The 17,959-nt window shown below is 40.6% G+C and carries 17 protein-coding genes; 6 read left to right on the top strand and 11 right to left on the bottom strand.

The window, feature by feature from the left end:
- Position 1 precedes the first annotated feature (1 nt).
- Positions 2 to 646: an SCO family protein gene (locus H8B21_RS08935; protein ID WP_190313429.1), complete on the bottom strand. Its 645-nt coding sequence runs from the start codon at positions 644 to 646 to the stop codon at positions 2 to 4.
- A gap of 2 nt (positions 647 to 648) precedes the next feature.
- Positions 649 to 1,083, bottom strand: a complete 435-nt coding sequence (locus H8B21_RS08930; RefSeq protein WP_190313428.1) for a transposase — start codon at positions 1,081 to 1,083, stop codon at positions 649 to 651.
- 132 nt (positions 1,084 to 1,215) lie between these two features.
- On the opposite strand from H8B21_RS08930, the gene H8B21_RS08925 reads away from it, so the two are divergent.
- Positions 1,216 to 2,439: an MFS transporter gene (locus H8B21_RS08925; RefSeq protein WP_190313427.1), complete on the top strand. Its 1,224-nt coding sequence runs from the start codon at positions 1,216 to 1,218 to the stop codon at positions 2,437 to 2,439.
- Positions 2,440 to 2,649: 210 nt separating this feature from the next.
- On the opposite strand, the gene H8B21_RS08920 is transcribed toward H8B21_RS08925, so the two are convergent.
- The 3 genes from H8B21_RS08920 to H8B21_RS08910 are packed head-to-tail and all read right to left on the bottom strand — an operon-like array spanning position 2,650 to position 4,971.
- Positions 2,650 to 3,273: a uridine kinase family protein gene (locus H8B21_RS08920; RefSeq protein ID WP_190313426.1), complete on the bottom strand. Its 624-nt coding sequence runs from the start codon at positions 3,271 to 3,273 to the stop codon at positions 2,650 to 2,652.
- Between the two features lie 20 nt (positions 3,274 to 3,293).
- Positions 3,294 to 4,214, bottom strand: a complete 921-nt coding sequence (locus tag H8B21_RS08915; RefSeq protein ID WP_223814934.1) for a DPBB and LysM peptidoglycan-binding domain-containing protein — start codon at positions 4,212 to 4,214, stop codon at positions 3,294 to 3,296.
- A 10-nt stretch (positions 4,215 to 4,224) separates the two neighbouring features.
- Entirely contained in the window at positions 4,225 to 4,971 is a 747-nt protein-coding gene (locus H8B21_RS08910) for a hypothetical protein (protein WP_190313425.1), read from the bottom strand.
- A gap of 23 nt (positions 4,972 to 4,994) precedes the next feature.
- Here H8B21_RS08910 and H8B21_RS08905 point away from each other — a divergent pair, with 23 nt between their 5' ends.
- Positions 4,995 to 6,359 carry an NfeD family protein gene (locus tag H8B21_RS08905; RefSeq protein ID WP_223814933.1) on the top strand — a complete coding sequence of 455 codons (1,365 nt, stop codon included), beginning with the start codon at positions 4,995 to 4,997 and terminating at the stop codon, positions 6,357 to 6,359.
- Positions 6,360 to 6,377: 18 nt separating this feature from the next.
- On the opposite strand, the gene rlmF is transcribed toward H8B21_RS08905, so the two are convergent.
- Positions 6,378 to 7,283: a 23S rRNA (adenine(1618)-N(6))-methyltransferase RlmF gene (gene rlmF / locus H8B21_RS08900; RefSeq protein ID WP_190313424.1), complete on the bottom strand. Its 906-nt coding sequence runs from the start codon at positions 7,281 to 7,283 to the stop codon at positions 6,378 to 6,380.
- Positions 7,284 to 7,377: 94 nt separating this feature from the next.
- On the opposite strand from rlmF, the gene H8B21_RS08895 reads away from it, so the two are divergent.
- Positions 7,378 to 8,154, top strand: a complete 777-nt coding sequence (locus H8B21_RS08895; protein ID WP_190313423.1) for a TIGR02757 family protein — start codon at positions 7,378 to 7,380, stop codon at positions 8,152 to 8,154.
- Between the two features lie 7 nt (positions 8,155 to 8,161).
- Here H8B21_RS08895 and gap read toward each other — a convergent pair whose 3' ends face one another.
- The 4 genes from gap to H8B21_RS08875 all read right to left on the bottom strand — a co-directional run bounded on the left by gap (position 8,162) and on the right by H8B21_RS08875 (position 13,433).
- Entirely contained in the window at positions 8,162 to 9,160 is a 999-nt protein-coding gene (gene gap / locus H8B21_RS08890) for a type I glyceraldehyde-3-phosphate dehydrogenase (RefSeq protein WP_190313422.1), read from the bottom strand.
- Entirely contained in the window at positions 9,160 to 9,747 is a 588-nt protein-coding gene (locus tag H8B21_RS08885) for a peroxiredoxin family protein (protein WP_190313421.1), read from the bottom strand. The genes gap and H8B21_RS08885 overlap by 1 nt, the downstream gene beginning before the upstream one ends.
- A 148-nt stretch (positions 9,748 to 9,895) precedes the next feature.
- Positions 9,896 to 12,907, bottom strand: a complete 3,012-nt coding sequence (gene secDF / locus H8B21_RS08880) for a protein translocase subunit SecDF (protein ID WP_190313420.1) — start codon at positions 12,905 to 12,907, stop codon at positions 9,896 to 9,898.
- 136 nt (positions 12,908 to 13,043) lie between these two features.
- The gene (locus tag H8B21_RS08875) at positions 13,044 to 13,433 is read right to left on the bottom strand and encodes a YiiX/YebB-like N1pC/P60 family cysteine hydrolase (RefSeq protein WP_190313419.1); all 390 of its coding nucleotides are present in this window, start codon (positions 13,431 to 13,433) and stop codon (positions 13,044 to 13,046) included.
- A 233-nt stretch (positions 13,434 to 13,666) separates the two neighbouring features.
- Here H8B21_RS08875 and H8B21_RS08870 point away from each other — a divergent pair, with 233 nt between their 5' ends.
- Positions 13,667 to 14,629, top strand: coding sequence for a TolB-like translocation protein (locus tag H8B21_RS08870; protein ID WP_190313418.1), 963 nt, complete (start codon positions 13,667 to 13,669; stop codon positions 14,627 to 14,629).
- A gap of 31 nt (positions 14,630 to 14,660) precedes the next feature.
- Here H8B21_RS08870 and H8B21_RS08865 read toward each other — a convergent pair whose 3' ends face one another.
- Entirely contained in the window at positions 14,661 to 15,875 is a 1,215-nt protein-coding gene (locus tag H8B21_RS08865; RefSeq protein WP_190313417.1) for a DUF763 domain-containing protein, read from the bottom strand.
- Positions 15,876 to 16,049: 174 nt separating this feature from the next.
- Between H8B21_RS08865 and H8B21_RS08860 the strand changes: the two genes are divergently transcribed.
- Positions 16,050 to 16,652: an RNA polymerase sigma factor gene (locus H8B21_RS08860; RefSeq protein WP_190313416.1), complete on the top strand. Its 603-nt coding sequence runs from the start codon at positions 16,050 to 16,052 to the stop codon at positions 16,650 to 16,652.
- A 95-nt stretch (positions 16,653 to 16,747) separates the two neighbouring features.
- Positions 16,748 to 17,911, top strand: a complete 1,164-nt coding sequence (locus H8B21_RS08855) for a FecR family protein (protein ID WP_190313415.1) — start codon at positions 16,748 to 16,750, stop codon at positions 17,909 to 17,911.
- Positions 17,912 to 17,959: the final 48 nt, after the last annotated feature.

Genomic DNA, 17,959 nt, shown 5'->3' with positions numbered 1-17,959 from the left:
ACTATTGTTCTTTCAATAGGATTTGCAAGTCGTCAAAAAGTTGGGCGACCTGTTCATCATTTGTCCCGTCGTAAGCACCGCGGATACGTTTTTGCGGATCAATTAATACCAAATAGCTTTGGTGATCATATCCACCAGGGGCGTCTTCATCCTCTTTTGTATAAACTAAATACTGATCAGCGATTCCATAGATATCTTTTTTTTCGCCTGTAACGAATTGCCATTGTTTGTTTGTAACACCTAATTTTTGTGCATAAGATTTAAGCACGCTCGGCGAATCGTACTTAAAGTCTATACTGTGGGATAAAAATGCAACCCGTTCATCATCCTTATATTTTTCATATACTTTTAATAAGTTGCGTTGCATGGTCGGGCAGATACTCGGACAATGTGTAAAAAAGAAATTGGCGACATAAACTTTATTGTCAAAATCTTTATCTGTGATTTCGACGCTATCTTGATTGAGAAAAATAAACGCTGGAATCTGGTGATAAATGGTGTCAACCACCGTTTTGCCGTCTACAATTCGCTCTTCCGTCTCCCGCTCGCCAATGATGGGCAATTTCTTTTCGCTTGTTCCCGAGCATGCGAAGAAAGTGGCAGAAAGTGTGAGTGCACCTATGCACGTTTTAAGATTAAGCTTCATGGTTACTTTTTAAAGGAGGCCAATAAGCTCTCTGCTTCATACTTCACCTGTTCAAACTCCGTTTTCAAATCCGAAATACGTTCCACTTCAGCTTTTTGGTAATTTACATCAGTACTATCTGCAGCGTATTCTTTCATCCAAACCATCATTTTATCTGTAGCGGATTCCAGGTTTGTTTTCAATGTCTGGAATTTTTCTCTGGTTTCCACCGTATCGATATTGGCATCTACGGTCTTTAATACAGACAAGTTTTGTAATAAAGAGTCGATCAAAATTTCATGTTTGTTGAAGGCGGAAACCTGGGGCATGATTTCGTCATGTATTTCGATAGCCTCTTTTGCTAGCTTCTCTGCTTCTGCGTTTTGTCCGTTGGTATTCTGGCAAGCACTCGCAAGGAATACACCGAATGCTAACGTGCCTAAAGTGAACTTTTTCATTATGCTCGTTTTTTATGTTGATGTTCTAGTTACAAATATAGGACTCCGCCAATATTTAAGCGGATTATGATTGTTTAATTCTTGTAATAAATGGAAAAGATTGTAAATTGCGCGCCTCAACGCTAAACTATTATGGAAAATAACCCTAAACCTGGTAAAGTATGGCTGCTGGTCTTGGTAGCTTCACTCGGTTATTTTGTGGATATTTATGATTTAATTATTTTTTCTATCGTGCGGGTACAATCGTTTCAGGACATTGGTATTCCGGAAGAGCAAATGCGATCCAATGGAGAGTTTGTATTGAACATGCAAATGGCGGGCTTGCTGCTGGGCGGAATTATCTGGGGTGTTATTGCCGATAAATTCGGGCGGCTAAAGGTGCTTTTCGGATCTATAGTACTCTATTCCTTAGCTAACATATATAACGGCTTTGTTCAAGATGTAAATACCTATGCGTGGATTCGCTTCGTGGCAGGTATAGGGCTTGCTGGAGAATTGGGTGCAGGGATTACATTAGTGAGCGAAAGTATGGACAGAGGAAAACGCGGATATGGAACGATGATCGTGGCCGGATTAGGCGTATTAGGTGCGATTTTGGCCTATTATGTCTCCGAATGGTTTGACTGGAGAACGGCTTATTTTGTCGGGGGAGGTATGGGGCTTTGTCTTTTGTTGCTGCGTGTCGGAACATTTGAATCTGGCTTATTTAAAAAACAAGATAACCAGAATGCGGTAAAAGGAAATTTATTAATGTTGTTCAACAAGAAGGAGCGCTTCCTTCGATACCTATATTGCCTTTGTATTGGGCTGCCTATCTGGTTTGTCGTAGGAGTTCTGGTCACGCAGGCGCCCGAAATCGGACGAGCTTTACAAAGTGAAGTACCGTTGAGTGCAGGTAAGGGCGTGATGTTCACTTACCTCGGGATTTCATTGGGCGATGTCTTGGCAGGCTTATTGGCACAGTGGTTCAAATCGAGAAAAAAAGTGGTCTTTATCTGTCAAATGTTAATTATTTTATTCGCCGTGTGGTACTTATCCAGTACGGGGATATCAGAAAATAAGTTTTTGTTACTGGCTTTCTTATTAGGGCTTGGCGTAGGATATTGGGCCACATTTGTCACTATTTCTGCCGAACAGTTTGGTACGAATCTACGTGCTACTGTGGCTACCACAGCACCTAATTTTGTAAGGGGGGCGTTGATTCCCTCGACACTCTTATATGGTTGGCTAGTATCAAAAATGGGGATACTTTACGCGGCGATGGCTGTTACGATAGTATTGTCTGTAATTGCAATTTTCGCTTTGACCAGGTTGGAAGAGAGTTTCGATAAGGATTTAAATTATATGGAAGAGTAGTGCGCAAAAATTATCGTTTAGGACATTTCTTGCAACGTTTGCCCCGTTTGTATTTTTTACAGCATTTTTTAAAGACACAACATCCCAAATCTGGGTTGCTGTTTATTCCCTTTTTTATTTCGTCAAAAAAGGGATTCCCATCTTCTATATAAAATAACGAGTTCATTATCTTCTCCATCTCAGGTACAAAGATAATTGTTTAGATTGAATTTAAATAATCTTAAGTTCAACCGAAATTTCACGCGCAGCTTCATCGATGATTTTGGGGTCGTCGGTATTATTGATAATAACCAAATCGCATATTGATTTAAACGGAACTAAATATTGTTCATAGGCTGGCACGACATGGTTTATCCATTTGTACATAACATCGTCGTGATCATATCCTCTTTCGATAAGATCTCGTCGCAACCTTCTTTCCAATGCAACAGATTCTTCTGCATCGAGAAAAATTCGATAATCCAATAGCTCATTCACCTCCTCATAATGAAAGATAAACAACCCCTCTACAATCAGAATGGGAGCCGGTTTAATTTCGAGTATTTTAGGGGTAATGTCGGGATTATTAAAGGTGTATTCCTGCCGATAAACGGTATGTCCACCGAAAAGCTGTTTTATATCGTGAAAGAAAGATTCTCGATTAATAGCGGTAGGCAGGTCAAAATTATATAAACGGTTTTCTTCCTTTGTTTTGGTATTTGCCGGAATATAATAGTCGTCTTGGGAAATAAGGGTAACTTGATCGGGTTGAAAATGATCAAGAAAGCGTTTCAGAAAGAATGTTTTACCTGATCCGCTGCTGCCCGCGATACCGATAACATATGGTTTGTCCATCTATACCTTATTGAATTTAATTACTGCAAAGGTACGCCATACGCTATTTCAATCAAAAATCTTCTATCAAGCGCACCAATATAGGCAGCGGCTGATTTTGACAACACCACAATGGCATCTTTTGTTTCCGCCGTGTCGGTGAATTTTCCGACTACTTTTGCGTATGTAACATTCCGTGTCATCGGATTGGTGATTTTTAAGATGGTGCCGATAGGAGCGGTTTTATGAAGAGCGAGGTTACTTTTACCGTCCGTTTCTAGATCATTGATCCAAACACCGATGCCTTTTTCTTGTTTTTCACGGATGCCGTAGCGATTTGCAGCAATAATCTGCTCTGGTGTTAACTCGGTTACGGATGATGTATCGATAGCGATAGGTTGTTGTGGAACTTCCGGAATGGGCTCCCGGTAATCCGCATTGGGAATTTTTAAGGTGGTACCCTCTCGAAGTGAGTCTGACCGAAGTTCATTCATTTTTTTGATGGCCTCTACGGTCGTGCCAAATCTTCTGGAAATCGCATACAAAGTTTCGCTCTTCCCCACTTTATATTCAGTTAACACCTTAGGTTGTTCCTGCTGTTGGCCTTGCTTGGCGGGAGTGGGTGGAGAAACTACTGTTGACGGAGCTTCTTGTCGGCCGGTCGGAACTTTTACCGTATCGCCGGGTCTAAGACTCTTTTTATTGTTCACTTCCATTATACGATTTACCGGAATATTATATCGACGGCTCAACGCATAATATGTTTCTTTTCGCTCTATACGGTGGATAATATTTATTTCGCCATTTACGACTTCCACACCTATTGAATCTGGCGCAGTAGATACTGTAAAGGTCTCATTAATGTTATAATCAACAGATTTGGCTATCAGAAAAAGAGGGGAGCATAATATCCCCATGACACCTAATTTTATAGTGGTCGAAAAAGCTTTTGTTTTTCCCATATATTTACAATTATACTAAATACGAAACAATTTTCCGTTTATTATATGACATTAAAAATATTTGATTTTCTATTTGAAAGTAGGGCTGTGGAATCATTTTGGGCATATCCGATAATAAACATTGTGTCCATAATAAATTTGATGTATCAGCGATAGCAAGGTTTAGGCGATAATGGTCATTCTCCTTGATGTGATACGACCAAAGTATACGATTTGCTGCACGGCTGATCCAAGGTAGGTCTTGTATAGCCGAATGTGGTAGATAGGGGGGTAAGGGGCCGCTATAAGGAACAGGCATTTTGATGGCACTGCAATAATCTTGTATTCTTTCTGTGTCAGAAGTTTTTTTTAGTGTTTCTATATCGATATATTCCTCAAAACCACTTTGAAAATTACGATGCCTCACCTTGATAACGCCACGATAAGTATCTATCCAGGTGTATTCTTGCCATAGGTGTCGGAGGCTGCCTTGTATATCTAAAAATAAAATACCCTCTTTCACGGGTTGTGTGTCGCCCACACGTTTCAGGACGATGGTATGGTATTGGATAGCCTCCAATGTCCATTCTTTCTCATCTATTTGTTTATTTATCAGCACCTCTTTCCCTTCAAAATCAAAGACATAAAGTACGGCGCACGTCGACTCGGTATCACGGAGTTCTACCGCAATTTGTCGGGAAGCAGCATCTGCAACAATTTTCCATATTTGATAAGGAAAGTTTTTTTCAAATGCTTTAAATGTCGTATATTTAGTCATTACTATCGCAAGAATATTAATTCATGATGAACAAAATTACGAAATCCTTTTTTGCTTTTCTTTTAACTTTTTGTGTTATGCTTTCTGTAGCATCGGCACAAAAGATTTATAAAGTGGATATCAAAGAAGATATTGGCCCAAACGCATGGCGAACCGTCAATTTGGCGCATCAGAAAGCAATAGAGCTCCAAGCTGAGACGTTTTTAATAGAATTAAATACGTTTGGTGGAGCGGTAAATTTTGCGGATTCTATACGTACTAAGCTTTTAGGCTCCACTATGCATACGGTGGTGTATATAAACAACAATGCGGCTTCTGCGGGAGCGTTGATTTCGTTGGCTTCGGATGAGATTTTTATGCAAAATGGCGGGAGCATGGGGGCGGCAAGTGTTGTCAACCAAAGCGGGGAGATTATGCCGGAAAAATATCAATCTTATATGCGAGGGTTAATGCGTGCTACCGCCGAAGCGAAAGGACGCGACCCCAAAATAGCAGAAGCGTTTGTAGATCCGGAGGTTTCTATTCCACAGTTGAAGCCTGACGGTAAGCTATTGACACTGACGGCTTCCGAAGGCGTAAAATCAGGTATTGTTCGAGCTGTAGTTGGTGATGTAGGGGAAGTCTACAAACAAGTTGGAAAAGGTGATCTTGAGGTCGTGCAGCACCATATCACCGTAGTGGATCGTATTGTTGCTTTTTTAATTAATCCGATGGTCAGTGGTTTCTTAATATTAGGGCTTATTGGCGGTATTTATTTTGAGTTACAAACGCCTGGGATCGGTTTTGCGCTCGTGGTCGCTATTATATGCGGTGTATTGTTTTTTGCACCGCTGTATTTGCAGGGACTGGCTGATCATTGGGAAATAGCGATATTTATCGTGGGAGTCGCGCTGCTGCTACTAGAGATATTTGTCATACCTGGATTTGGTATTGCGGGTATATTGGGTATAATATGTGTACTATGTGGTCTTGCTTTCTCTATGGTAGACAATAACTTTTTTGATTTTAAATTAGCCAAACCAGGATTATTGATGGAGTCATTTTTAATTGTAACGGGAGCAATGGTGCTCTCTATTATCTTAATGGTTATTTTCGGGAAAAATATCCTAAGGTCGTCTGCCTTTAAGCGATTGGTGCTCCAAGATGAGCAGAAAGCAGGTGTGGGATATACCTCGTCTCCACAGAAAACGAACCTGCTTTATAAAAATGGTGTTGCTCGTACGGTTTTAAGACCAGCCGGTAAAATTGAGATTGATGGCGTGTGGTATGATGCTGTCGCGCTAGACGGTTTTATCGATGTAGGAGAAGAGATATATGTTGAAAAACATGAGAACTATAGTCTTTTCGTGCGGAAGCTAAAAGATAAACCGGTAAAAAGCGAAGTGTAAGGCAATTTAAGCCTTACACTACCATTTCCATGCTAAAATACGGATGGCCTTCTGTCCTTGTGCCATATTGATGATCTCCACTTGGGATGCCTTGTTGTATTCTAACGTGGCGACAAGGGGCTTTAAGTTCTCTTTATTAGAAACCAAGCTTGTAATCCAACCTAATTGTTTTTTGAACCGCATACTCTCATTAATCATATCGCGTACAAACTTTCTTTCACCACCCTTGCACCAGAGCTCGTTGGGATGTCCAGCAAAGTTTTGTACCGGCAGCGCTTCTTTACCTTTGTGCAGATTATGGAATTTTTTGGTGGTCTTTTGCCAGTTTTCTTCCCGCGAAGCAAAAAAGGGAGGGTTGCAAACTACTAAGTCGAAATAATCGTCTTTGCTCAAAATACCTTCGAAAATGTGTTCACGGTTTTCCTGCAGTTGAAATACTATCTTTCGCGACAATCCCTCATTGGTTTTGACTAAAGAGCGGGCATGATTGAGTGCCGCAACGTCGATATCAGTTCCCAGGAATTTCCAGCCGTATGTCCGTTCGCCCAGAATAGGATAAATGATGGAGGAGCCTGTTCCAATATCTAAAACATTTATCTGGGGCCCTGTTGGGATAACACCGCCATTGTTAGCCGCAAGCAGGTCGGCAACATAGTGTATGTAATCTGCTCGTCCTGGAATAGGGGGGCAGAGGCTATTTTTCAGAATAGACCAATTTTGTATGTTATAGTGAGCTTTTAAGAGTGCTTTATTAAGCTCAACGACTGCTTTGGGGTTAGCAAAATCGACAGATACCGTACCAAATTCAGTTTCGATCATATAATCTTTCAGTTCCGGATTTGCTTCTGCTAGCTGAGGAAAATCATAACCGGATTGATGTATATTTCTGGGATGCAATACGTTCTTCTTCTTTTTAGAATCCATATACTTGTAATTTAATGCAAAGATATTTAAATTATTGGGGGTATTTGTGAAAAGGGTATCTTTATATGCAAATTAAAGCATAGATATTAAGCACATGGCAGACTTCGACATGAAGCAATTTTTAAACGACAAAGTAGCGTCGTTTAATCAACCCGCATTTATTGAAAATGACCCGATATGTATTCCTCATTTGTTTACCAAGAAACAAGACATAGAGATTATGGGTTTCTTCGCCGCTATTTTAGCTTGGGGGCAGCGCAAAACCATTATTAATAAATGCAGAGAATTGATCGAACGATTTGACGGACAACCTTCGAAATTTATTATAGGACATAAAGAGGAAGACTTGAAAAACCTTTTAGGGTTTAAGCACCGTACTTTTAATGATACCGATTTGTTATATTTTGTTTCTTTTTTGCAATTCCATTACCGCCATTTCCCTTCATTAGAAGATGCTTTTCTAATTGGTAATCAATTGAATAAAGCTTTTTCGATGGAGCGAAGCCTGAATGAATTTAAAGCTTATTTTTTCTCGTTACCCGATCATCCCATTCGTACCAAAAAACATATCAGTTCTCCTATGCAAAAATCCAGCTGCAAACGTTTAAATATGTTCCTGCGCTGGATGGTTCGCCAAGACGATAAAGGTGTAGATTTTGGTATATGGAATCGAATAAAATCTCGTGATCTTATCTGTCCCTGTGATGTTCATGTAGAACGCGTTGCCCGTAAGTTCGGGTTGATTACGTCCGATAAGGTGAATTGGAAAACTGCTGTAGAATTGACAGAAAATTTAAAACGCTTCGATCCTGAAGATCCCGTTAAATATGATTTTGCACTGTTTGGTATTGGGGTAACTCGAGAATCATGATTCGTAACTAGTTACGAACACAAATTAGCAAATCCACCAATCTATTGGAATACCCAAACTCATTATCATACCACCCTACGACTTTTACTAATCCGCCAACAATGGAGGTGAGCTGTGCATCAAAAATACAGGAATATGGATTATTGATAATGTCTACGGAGACAATGGGATCTTCTGTATAATAAAGAATGTCTTTTAAGGAGTCCGCCGCTGCTTCTCTAAATTTAGTATTGATTTCTTCTACTGTTGTCTGTCTCTTTAGCGTACAAGTAAAATCGGTTAATGAACCGTTGAGCACGGGAACGCGTATACCAGCACCGCCAAGTTTCCCCTCCAGGTGCGGGAACACATTGGTAATCGCTTTTGCAGCACCTGTTGTTGTTGGTATAATCGATGAGGATGCTGCGCGTGCCCTACGTAAGTCTCGATGGGGAGCATCGTGTAGATTTTGATCTCCTGTCATCGAATGGACAGTAGTAATGTAGCCATCATTAATGCCCCAATTCTCATCCAAAATCTTAACCAAAGGAGCAACATTGTTGGTGGTACAGGAGGCGTTTGAAAATAGGGGAGTCTGCCAATCAAATGTCAGATCGTTGACACCCAAAACGACAGTCGGAACTTCTTTGTCGGGTGAAGGAGCTGATATGATGGTTTGTGTTGCGCCGGCTTTCAAATGTAAGGACGCCTTTTCTCTACTGGTAAAAACACCCGTTGACTCGATAACCACATCGACGCTCATCGCACTCCAAGGAAGCTGTAAAGGATCTTTTTCTTTTAATATCTTGATAGATTGATCCTCGACAAAAAGATGCTCTGCATCATGATGAACTCTAAATGGAAATGGTCCATGGACGGAGTCATATTTTAGCAAATGGGCTAACGTAGCAGTGTCCGTCAGATCGTTAATAGCAACAATTCTGATTTCCTTTTGAAGTCCTCTGCGATAAATATTACGTAAGGTATTGCGTCCAATCCTCCCGAAGCCATTTATTGCGACATTCATTACTTTATAAACTCAGCTAAGACAAAATCAATATCCTTTTCTCCGTCCCAGTTATTTTTCAGCGTGCCGTCCGCTCCATATATGTAATTTGCTGGAAACTGTGCGGGCACATGGAATTTTTGAATAAATTCTTGGTTTCTATCATACAGCACTTCTACATTCGGTTTATCGACAAGCTCTTTACCGAAAGTTTCCAGAAACGAAGCCATAAGTGAGGGGTCGTTCATAGAAATAAAATATAGGTTGACGTTTTTTAGCTTTTCATAATTCTTAGCTAAAAGTCCAGTCTCTTGTTGACAATGACCACAACTTGGATCAAAAAGTATGAATATTGAATTTCGGTTCGCAGGTATATCCTCGTTCGTAAACCCTATACCCGATTTGACTTTATAGAATTTAAAGTCCGGCAACTGCTTAGCAGGTTCTTTTGCCATAGGTACAGTTGGCTGTGAGGTTGCTGCCGCTTGTTGTTGATCCACTTGGTGTTCTGCTGGATGCTGCGCATTTCCTGCATCGTTGTTATTGGACTGGCATGCACTGAGTAAGGTGAATGTGCTAATAGCGATACTAGTGATTAAAAATTTCATTCTACGACTATATTTACGTACCAAAGCTAGGAAAAATTGTGTCAATCAACTAGTCAAAATGATTAAATGATGATAAAATGATGCGGTACAAAAAAGGCTTCTGACAATCAGAAGCCTTACAGTTGTTAATTACATATAGTTGTACGTACTAAGGAGTAACAACTTTTACTTTTTCTGGTTTTTCTTCTACAACACTTTTACCTTTTCTAAGGTCATATACAGACGGTGCTGCTAGGAAGATAGAAGAATAAGTACCTACCACAATACCAATTAATATAGCGAAAGAAAATCCTCTGATTACCTCTCCTCCGAATACAAACAATACCGCCAACACAAAGATGATGGTTAAGGAGGTAATGATGGTACGGCTCAAGGTAGAATTGATCGCACTATTAACGGTATCACCGAAATATTCTTTATGCGCCAACGGTTTATTTAAGTATTCTCGTAAACGGTCAAATACAACCACGGTATCGTTTACAGAATAGGCAATAACCGTTAAGATCGCCGCTACAAAGTGCTGATCGATGTCTAATGAGAATGGAACAATACCATCCAGGATAGAGAATAGACCCAACAAGATAATCGCATCATGAATAGTTGATATCGCTGCACCGATAGAATATTGCCATTTATGGAAACGTACTAAAATATAACCCGCAATAATCAATACGGAGAATATACCAGACCATATCGCTCTATCTTTTATATCAGTTGCGATACTCGGCCCTACTTTTTGCGAAGATAGGATTTCGTAACCATTACCGTCGATTTTAGATAACCCTTCGTTCAACTTAGCCAAAACTTCTGCATCTGCCTCATCACTAGTTTCCTCTACGTGATATGTTGTCGTAACACGTACTTGGTTTTCGCTACCAAAGGTCTTTACCTCCGTTGTCAAACCAAATACTTCGTCGAGATTTTGACGTACATCTTCTAAATTAACAGCTTGTTCATAAGCTACGGTGTAGGTACGTCCTCCACTAAAATCAACACCTAAAGTGAAGCCTTTAGTGAATATAGCTACCAAAGCAATAATAGAAGCTATAATGGAAATACCGTAAAATACTTTCCGTTTTTTAATGAATTGGAAATTCGCGTTTTTTAGTGTATTTGCAGACCAAGGAAACGATACAGATATTTTCCAGTCTTTTGATAGCATATATTCGAAAATCAAACGCGAAATAAAGATAGACGTAAATAACGAGGTAATGATACCGATCATCAATGTTGTGGCAAATCCTAAGATTGGTCCGCTACCAAAGAAAAACAATACAAGACCTACTAGGAATGTTGTTATCTGTGAGTCCAAGATCGAGGGCATGGCATTTTTGTAACCGTCCGCAATTGCCTGTCGGATGGATTTACCCAAGCCCAGTTCTTCCCGTATGCGCTCGTATATCAAAACGTTGGCGTCTACCGCAGTTCCCATGGTCAATACGATACCTGCAATACCAGGTAAAGTGAGCACAGCGTTTAAGGACGCTAAAATCCCCATCAAGAAGAATACGTTAAACAATACCGCGATATTAGCCGCAATACCAGCACGGTTGTAATAGGCAACCATAAATATCATAACGACGATAAGGGCGATAACAGAAGAATTCACACCAGCATCAATAGCAGCTTGTCCTAATGATGGGCCTACAATCGCTTCCTCAACGATTTTTGCCGTAGCCGGAAGACGACCTGCCTTTAATACGTTCGCTAAATCTTTTGTATCCTCAATCGTAAAGTTACCGGATATCGAAGAATTTCCGTTTGGAATTTCCTCGTTTACACCGGGAGCAGAGTATACCACACCATCTAGTACGATCGCAACGGCAGCGTTGTTATTCTGCGCTGCTTGCGCTGTAATCCTGCGCCATTGACGGGCCCCTTCGGTATTCATAGACATGGAAACAACCGGTTGGTTCTTTTCATTAAAATCGTCCCGTGCATCGGTAATGACATCACCCGTTAAGACTGGGCCATTCTCCGGACCCGATGTTTTGATCGCATATAAGGAAAGGAAGTTAGGTGTTCTTTGTTCGGGTTTAACCGACCACAAGAACTTCAAATTTCCAGGGATGTTAGCCTTTACTTCCGGACGGTTAAGGTACTCGTTAACGCGAGCCGTATCTTTCAGATTAGCAATACCAACCATCGCACCCGGAGTTAGGTTTGGCTGACCGTTTTGCTCCATATACGTGGCGGGGTTCAAAACTGCAAACAACGGATTGCTTGCTGCTAGTTCCGCAGATATTCCAGCAGTATCGGTACTATCTTTAGGAGCAGCCCCTAAATTAGCTAATAGATTGTCATCATTGGCTTTAGTAGTACTGTCGGTTGCGGTCGAATCATTCGAAACCGTAGCCGGAGTTGAGGCCGATGGTGTCGCTGATTTAAGCGAGTTAGCCAAAATATTGTTCAGGTTTTCCAGTAATGGATATACCTGATAGTTGTCATGTGTCTCGTAGAATTCCAACTTGGCAGATCCCTGTAGAAGATTGCGGACACGCTCTTCGTCATTAACACCAGGAAGCTCAATTAAAATCCGGTTCGTCCCTTGTTGAATCTGGATGTTTGGAGAAGCTACACCAAATTTATCAATCCGCGTACGTAATACTTTGAAAGAGTTTTCAATAGCATTATCTGCTTCTTTATTTAAGAAGCTCCGCACTTCATTATCCGAGCTCGTTCCTTTAATGAGGGAAGCATTATCTGTTGTTGCGAAGAAAGTAGCTAAAGGTGTTCCTGCTCCCGAAGCTTTATATTCTTCGACGAAGAGCTCTACCACACCTCTGTTGACGGATTTACTCTTTTGAAGAGCGGATTCAAGCGCTTTATTGAAGTTTTCATCTTTCGGGTTATTTGCCAAATTTCTGATGAGTTCGTCCAATGATATTTCCATTGTAACGTTCATCCCCCCTTTAAGGTCTAGGCCCAACGCTAATTCATGGGCCTTAGCCTCTCTGTAAGTGAACTTAGCCAGCCCTAAATTGTAAACTTCCTCACCAGCTATGGAATCCAGATATGCCTTTTCTTTGGCCATATCGCCTTTCGCATATTCCGCAGCGTCTCGTTCTACTTTTCGTGTAACAAATGTGAATGATAGGGAATAGAGGCATGCTATTGACACCACTACTACCAAAAATTTAATCAGCCCTTTACTCTGCATTGTCTGTCTTCGTGTATTTGTTTGTAGTTTATATAATCTTACTTGCGATTTAGCTTAATAATACTTAACCAAGATTCGCAAAGGTATAAAAATTTTGTAGAAAGAAAACAAATTCGCATACTTATGCAAACAAAAATTACATTTGAACTGTTTCTAATAGTTTGCTGTTAAAAATTGCTGCCGGTGAAATAACGGTATCGTTTAACGGGATATGATTTCTGTATTGTTCTGTGAGTTTGTTCCTCACTATTTCACTGCTCAAATCAAAGTCTTTCAATTGTTCCAATTGGCCAATTCGAAGTCCTGTTGTCCGGTTATAAAGTTTCCATATTAATTCAGAACAATACATCTTATCGTCTGTCCATTCAAATGCCATATCATAATCTTTTCCTTCCCATGCTTGCGCCATCTTTTGCATCTCTTGGATTACCGAATTTGTTAATGTTTTTTCAGCGTCTTTTAAACGTTTTATCACATAGTGTTCATCTTTTCCGCGTTTTATCCATTCGGGGAATGGCGGTGCCAATGAGCAGCAAACCTAAGATAAAAATCTGTGTTACATTCTTCTTCATGAAGTTAGTAATGTATCCCTTTAATATGATGAAGGCAATATACGTTTTTTAAACAGCAATGAATCATTTGTTACTGCTGGAAAAAAAGAAGCACCTATTTTGGTATCTTTTTTGTTACATATAGGGTGGGCAAATTTCGTATTTACCCGAAAAGTTCAATACAATTATATACTATGACGGCACTATTATGATAACAAGAACACTCTTTATTTTAGCTACATTGGCTGGACTGTTTTCGTTGTTGTTGGGAGGATGTTCCAAAGATGATGATGACGATGGCGGTTCAGAACTAAGTAATCTCCCTGGATATATATACCATGAATATACGAGTGAGGTTATGGAAATCGACATGCGTACGGGCGAAGAATCGGCTTTCTTTTCTTATAATGCATATAGCACGGTGGGTTGGGGATTGAGTCGTGACGGAAAGCTTCGCATCGTGTCAACGAGAGAACCAGGTATGTATGACCGTAATCGTTTTACAATTGTGAATGCCGCTGATCAGACTATTGTAAAAGAGTTTGATTATGTGCCCCGTTATGGAAACAACACAAATAACCTGGGTAAGATATCTTTTGATAACTCTTTGATTATGGTTACGCCCGATCGTGATAACGGAATCGTTATCCTCGATATGGATGGAAATGTCAAATATGAGATGCTCGGCATCGGCGAGGAATCTTTTACCCTAGACGATGATGCCGTATGGCTGCCAAACAATAGCATTCTAGTACGCTTTAAGAATCGGCTATTATTGCGTTCTGACCCACCGTATACAAACTTAAACTTGGTGAAAGAAATGAACTACGAGAATTGGGGAAATATACGCGTTAGCAATAACGGCCAGAAGATAACCTTTTATATCAATAAACATATCCATATGATGGATATCAATGGCGAGAATCTAGTGCAGGTGACGGATGGCAACGCAGATGAGGCGTTTGCTGAATTTTCACCGGATGATAAATATTTGCTGATTGGTGCGGACTATGTAGGTTTACCGGCCTCAGGCAATAGCCATTGGTTTCTGAAGATTATTCCTGCCGACGGCAAAAAATACAATTTAGATTCTAGTCCAGAAGTTATACGGGTTATACCCAAGGGGAGCTCCAGCATAATACGTGCGAATGGCGTTACAGCATGGCGGTAGTTAAGAACTGTAGGTTAAGGCAATGTGCTTGTTAGAATAACGAAAGTTGATTACCCGGCGTATTTGGAGAGTGCTTTTTGGTCTTCCCAAATACTGTTCTTCCACCATATTTCCATGAATCTCTACGCTCTTGCTCGATAACTTGCTGTACATCAAATTTCGGTGTGAAATTAGCTTCCGCTTGCAGCACGATTTCATGCAATTTGTTGATCGTCTTTAATTTGTCCGCATTTCCAAGTTTAGATTTTTCAATACCCTTCCGCAATACCTGTATGCTATCGTCATAGATATCGATTGGTACGGGGAAAGGATGTCCGTCTTTGCCCCCGTGTGCGAACGAGAAACGGGCAGGATCCTTAAACCTTGAGGGGGCGCCATGTATCACTTCACTTACCAGTGCGAGGGACTGCATAGTGCGTGGACCCACACCTTGTAGCATTAAAAGATCTTCGAAAGTGTCGGGCTGTAATTCACGGGTCACATAGAGTAGTGCACCCAATCTTTTAAGGTCTACGTCAGAAGAACGGACATCATGGTGCCCCGGCAAGATCAAGCGCGCAAAATCCTGCGTAACCTTTGCCGAATCCTCACGTGAAATATTGAGGATGCCCTGTCGGTTATTAGTGGCTTCTGTCGCCGTAAGGTTTAATATGTGTCCCCGCGGTATTCCATTGATCCCCGTATGCGGTTCTTCAATAAATGATTTGAGGTTTTCCGAGTGCCAGTGGTATCTTCTTGCAGTGCCATCTTGGTCATGCATACCCTGTTGCACGACAGCCCAGCTCCCGTTGTCGGCTACAATAAAATTGTGCAGGTATAATTGGTAACCATCCTGTATCGCTGTGTTATCTACTTTGGCAGACAGCTTGCTGGCTCTGACGAGCTGGTCACCCGCTAGCCCAGTTCGATCTGCAATCCGCAACAGCTCCGTCGGTGTATCGCGAGATAGCTTGCCCTTTCCCCCACATATATAGATCCCTAGCGATGAAGCTGACGGATTTATAGAGCGTTTTAAAGCCCCCATGACCGATGTCGTAATTCCAGAGGAATGCCAATCCATGCCCATCACAGCTCCAAAGCTTTGAAACCAAAATGGGTCGGCTAGTTTCCGCAATACTTCCTCTTTATCATAATCGATCAAGATGGCTTCTATTATCGAAAATCCCAAAGCAGACATGCGTTCATACAACCATGGTGGAACTTTGCCATAATGTAAGGGAAGATCTGCTGTTCCTGATCGTTTCATTTACTAAATTGTTTAGTACAAATTTAAGTAAAATGCTTTGCATTCACGAACCGAATGTTAAATGAGTTTAAGATGGGCATGCACGTTATCAAGTCATAATTTGTATATTAGTGTCCTTAAAAGTCATTAAAATTTAAACCTGATCCCATTATCTAATAGATAAAATGCGTCACCATGGATAGGCAGCAGCTTAATAATCAAAATGAGTTAGAACTTGTACGAAGGTTGAAAGAAGGAGATCATGACGCCTTTGAAATGCTTTATCATGTTTATAAAGATCGGCTGATCGGAAATTTATTACGTATTTTAAAATCAAGAGCGTTGGTAGAGGAGCAAGTTCAAGAAGTATTTTTGAAAGTGTGGAAAGGTCGTGATAAAATTGATATCGAAAAACCCTTTAAAGCTTATTTGTTTACCATCGCAGCCAACATGGCTAAAAATGTTATACGTAGTGCCTATTATGATAAACAAATGCGTGCGACATTGTTGCCCGTTGATCAACGGATATATATGCACGTTGAAGAAAAAATAACCGCAGATGAAAATAAACAAGTGCTCCATGATCTGCTTGAAAAACTACCTCCACAAAGGAGGACGGTATTCACGCTTTGCAAGTTAGAAGGCAAATCTTATAAAGAAGTAAGCGAACTCCTCAATATTTCAGAAAATACCGTAAACGACCATATTAGAAAAGCCAATCTCACATTAAGAGCGTTCCGCACTAACCAAAAAATGATCGGCTTGCTATTCGCACTTTGTTTGTGTGCTGATTTATAGTACATCTTTTTTTTGTTGATAATCAGGTTTTTATATATTTTTTTCAAATAGAGCCACTGTTTTTTTTCGGTTGTGTGTATTAGCCTAAAAAAACAGTGGGAAATAAGGAGCACATCATAAATCTATTTAAGAAATATCTGAACGACCAATATACTGAAAAGGAACTGGACGAAATCCTAGCTTATTTTTCGCTTGAAGAGCATGATAGCAAACTCGTCCATCTCATTGAACAGGAACTTGAACACGTTTCGGAAATAGATAGTGAACTGATAAATTCTATTGGGGAACAGGTAGCGCACAATCTCTTCCGTCAGACTAAACCTAAATCTACTAAAGTCCTTACATATCGACATTGGTTGCCTTATGCCGCAGCGATGTTGATCATTTTTATGACAAGCCTTTGGCTCTATCGTTATACAGGAGAAAGTAAACCTGAAATAAAGGAACCGATTATAGTTGAAAAAGTTATACCTCCGGGAGGCAACCGTGCTACTATCACGTTAGACAATGGACAGGTCTTGATATTGAGTGAGGACCAAGAAGGAATTGTAAATTCAGGCAAGACGTTAGCCTATATAGATGGTTCGACTATCCAAGGGGTGCACGATGCCCGAAGCATTACACTGACTACGCCTAGGGCAGGACAATATAGGGTCACGCTGAGCGACGATACTAAAGTCTGGCTAAACGCTTCTTCAAAGTTGATCTATCCCACAAGTTTTGCCGAGGATGAGCGGATTGTAGATATAAGCGGTGAGGCTTATTTTGAAGTTGCACACGACGCGGAGCGACCTTTTTTCGTCCGCACAGAACGGCAAACCATCCAAGTTCTGGGTACACGCTTTAACGTTCAGGCTTACGTCGATGAAGCGATGCAGCATACAACGTTGGTAGAAGGAGCGGTGATGATCAAAAGCGTTAAGGGCAGCGACATTGTTCGGTTGAAACCTGGACAACAGGTTATTGCGAACGAAGATGACGAACTCTCAATCCTACAAGTAGAACCGCAGGAATACGTTGCCTGGAAGGATGGTAATATCATACTCAATAATTATGATCTGCCCGAGATATTGCGTCAGCTGGAAAGATGGTATGATGTCGATTTTAGTGCAATACCAGCGGAAGCAGAATCTGACCGAGTATTTGGTATGATAAAAAGGGACGTGCCACTTCATGATATACTGAGAAGTCTGGAAGACAGTTATAATATGATTCAATTTAAGATAAATGGAAGGAGGGTTATGGTATCAAAAAAATAATATACGCCAATATACCATTGCCTGATAATAAATAACCGGAGGTGCTAC

Origin of the sequence: Sphingobacterium chuzhouense (assembly GCF_014692525.1) — a bacterium.
Lineage (GTDB): Bacteria > Bacteroidota > Bacteroidia > Sphingobacteriales > Sphingobacteriaceae > Sphingobacterium > Sphingobacterium chuzhouense.
This window is presented reverse-complemented; position numbering and strand designations above follow the sequence as displayed.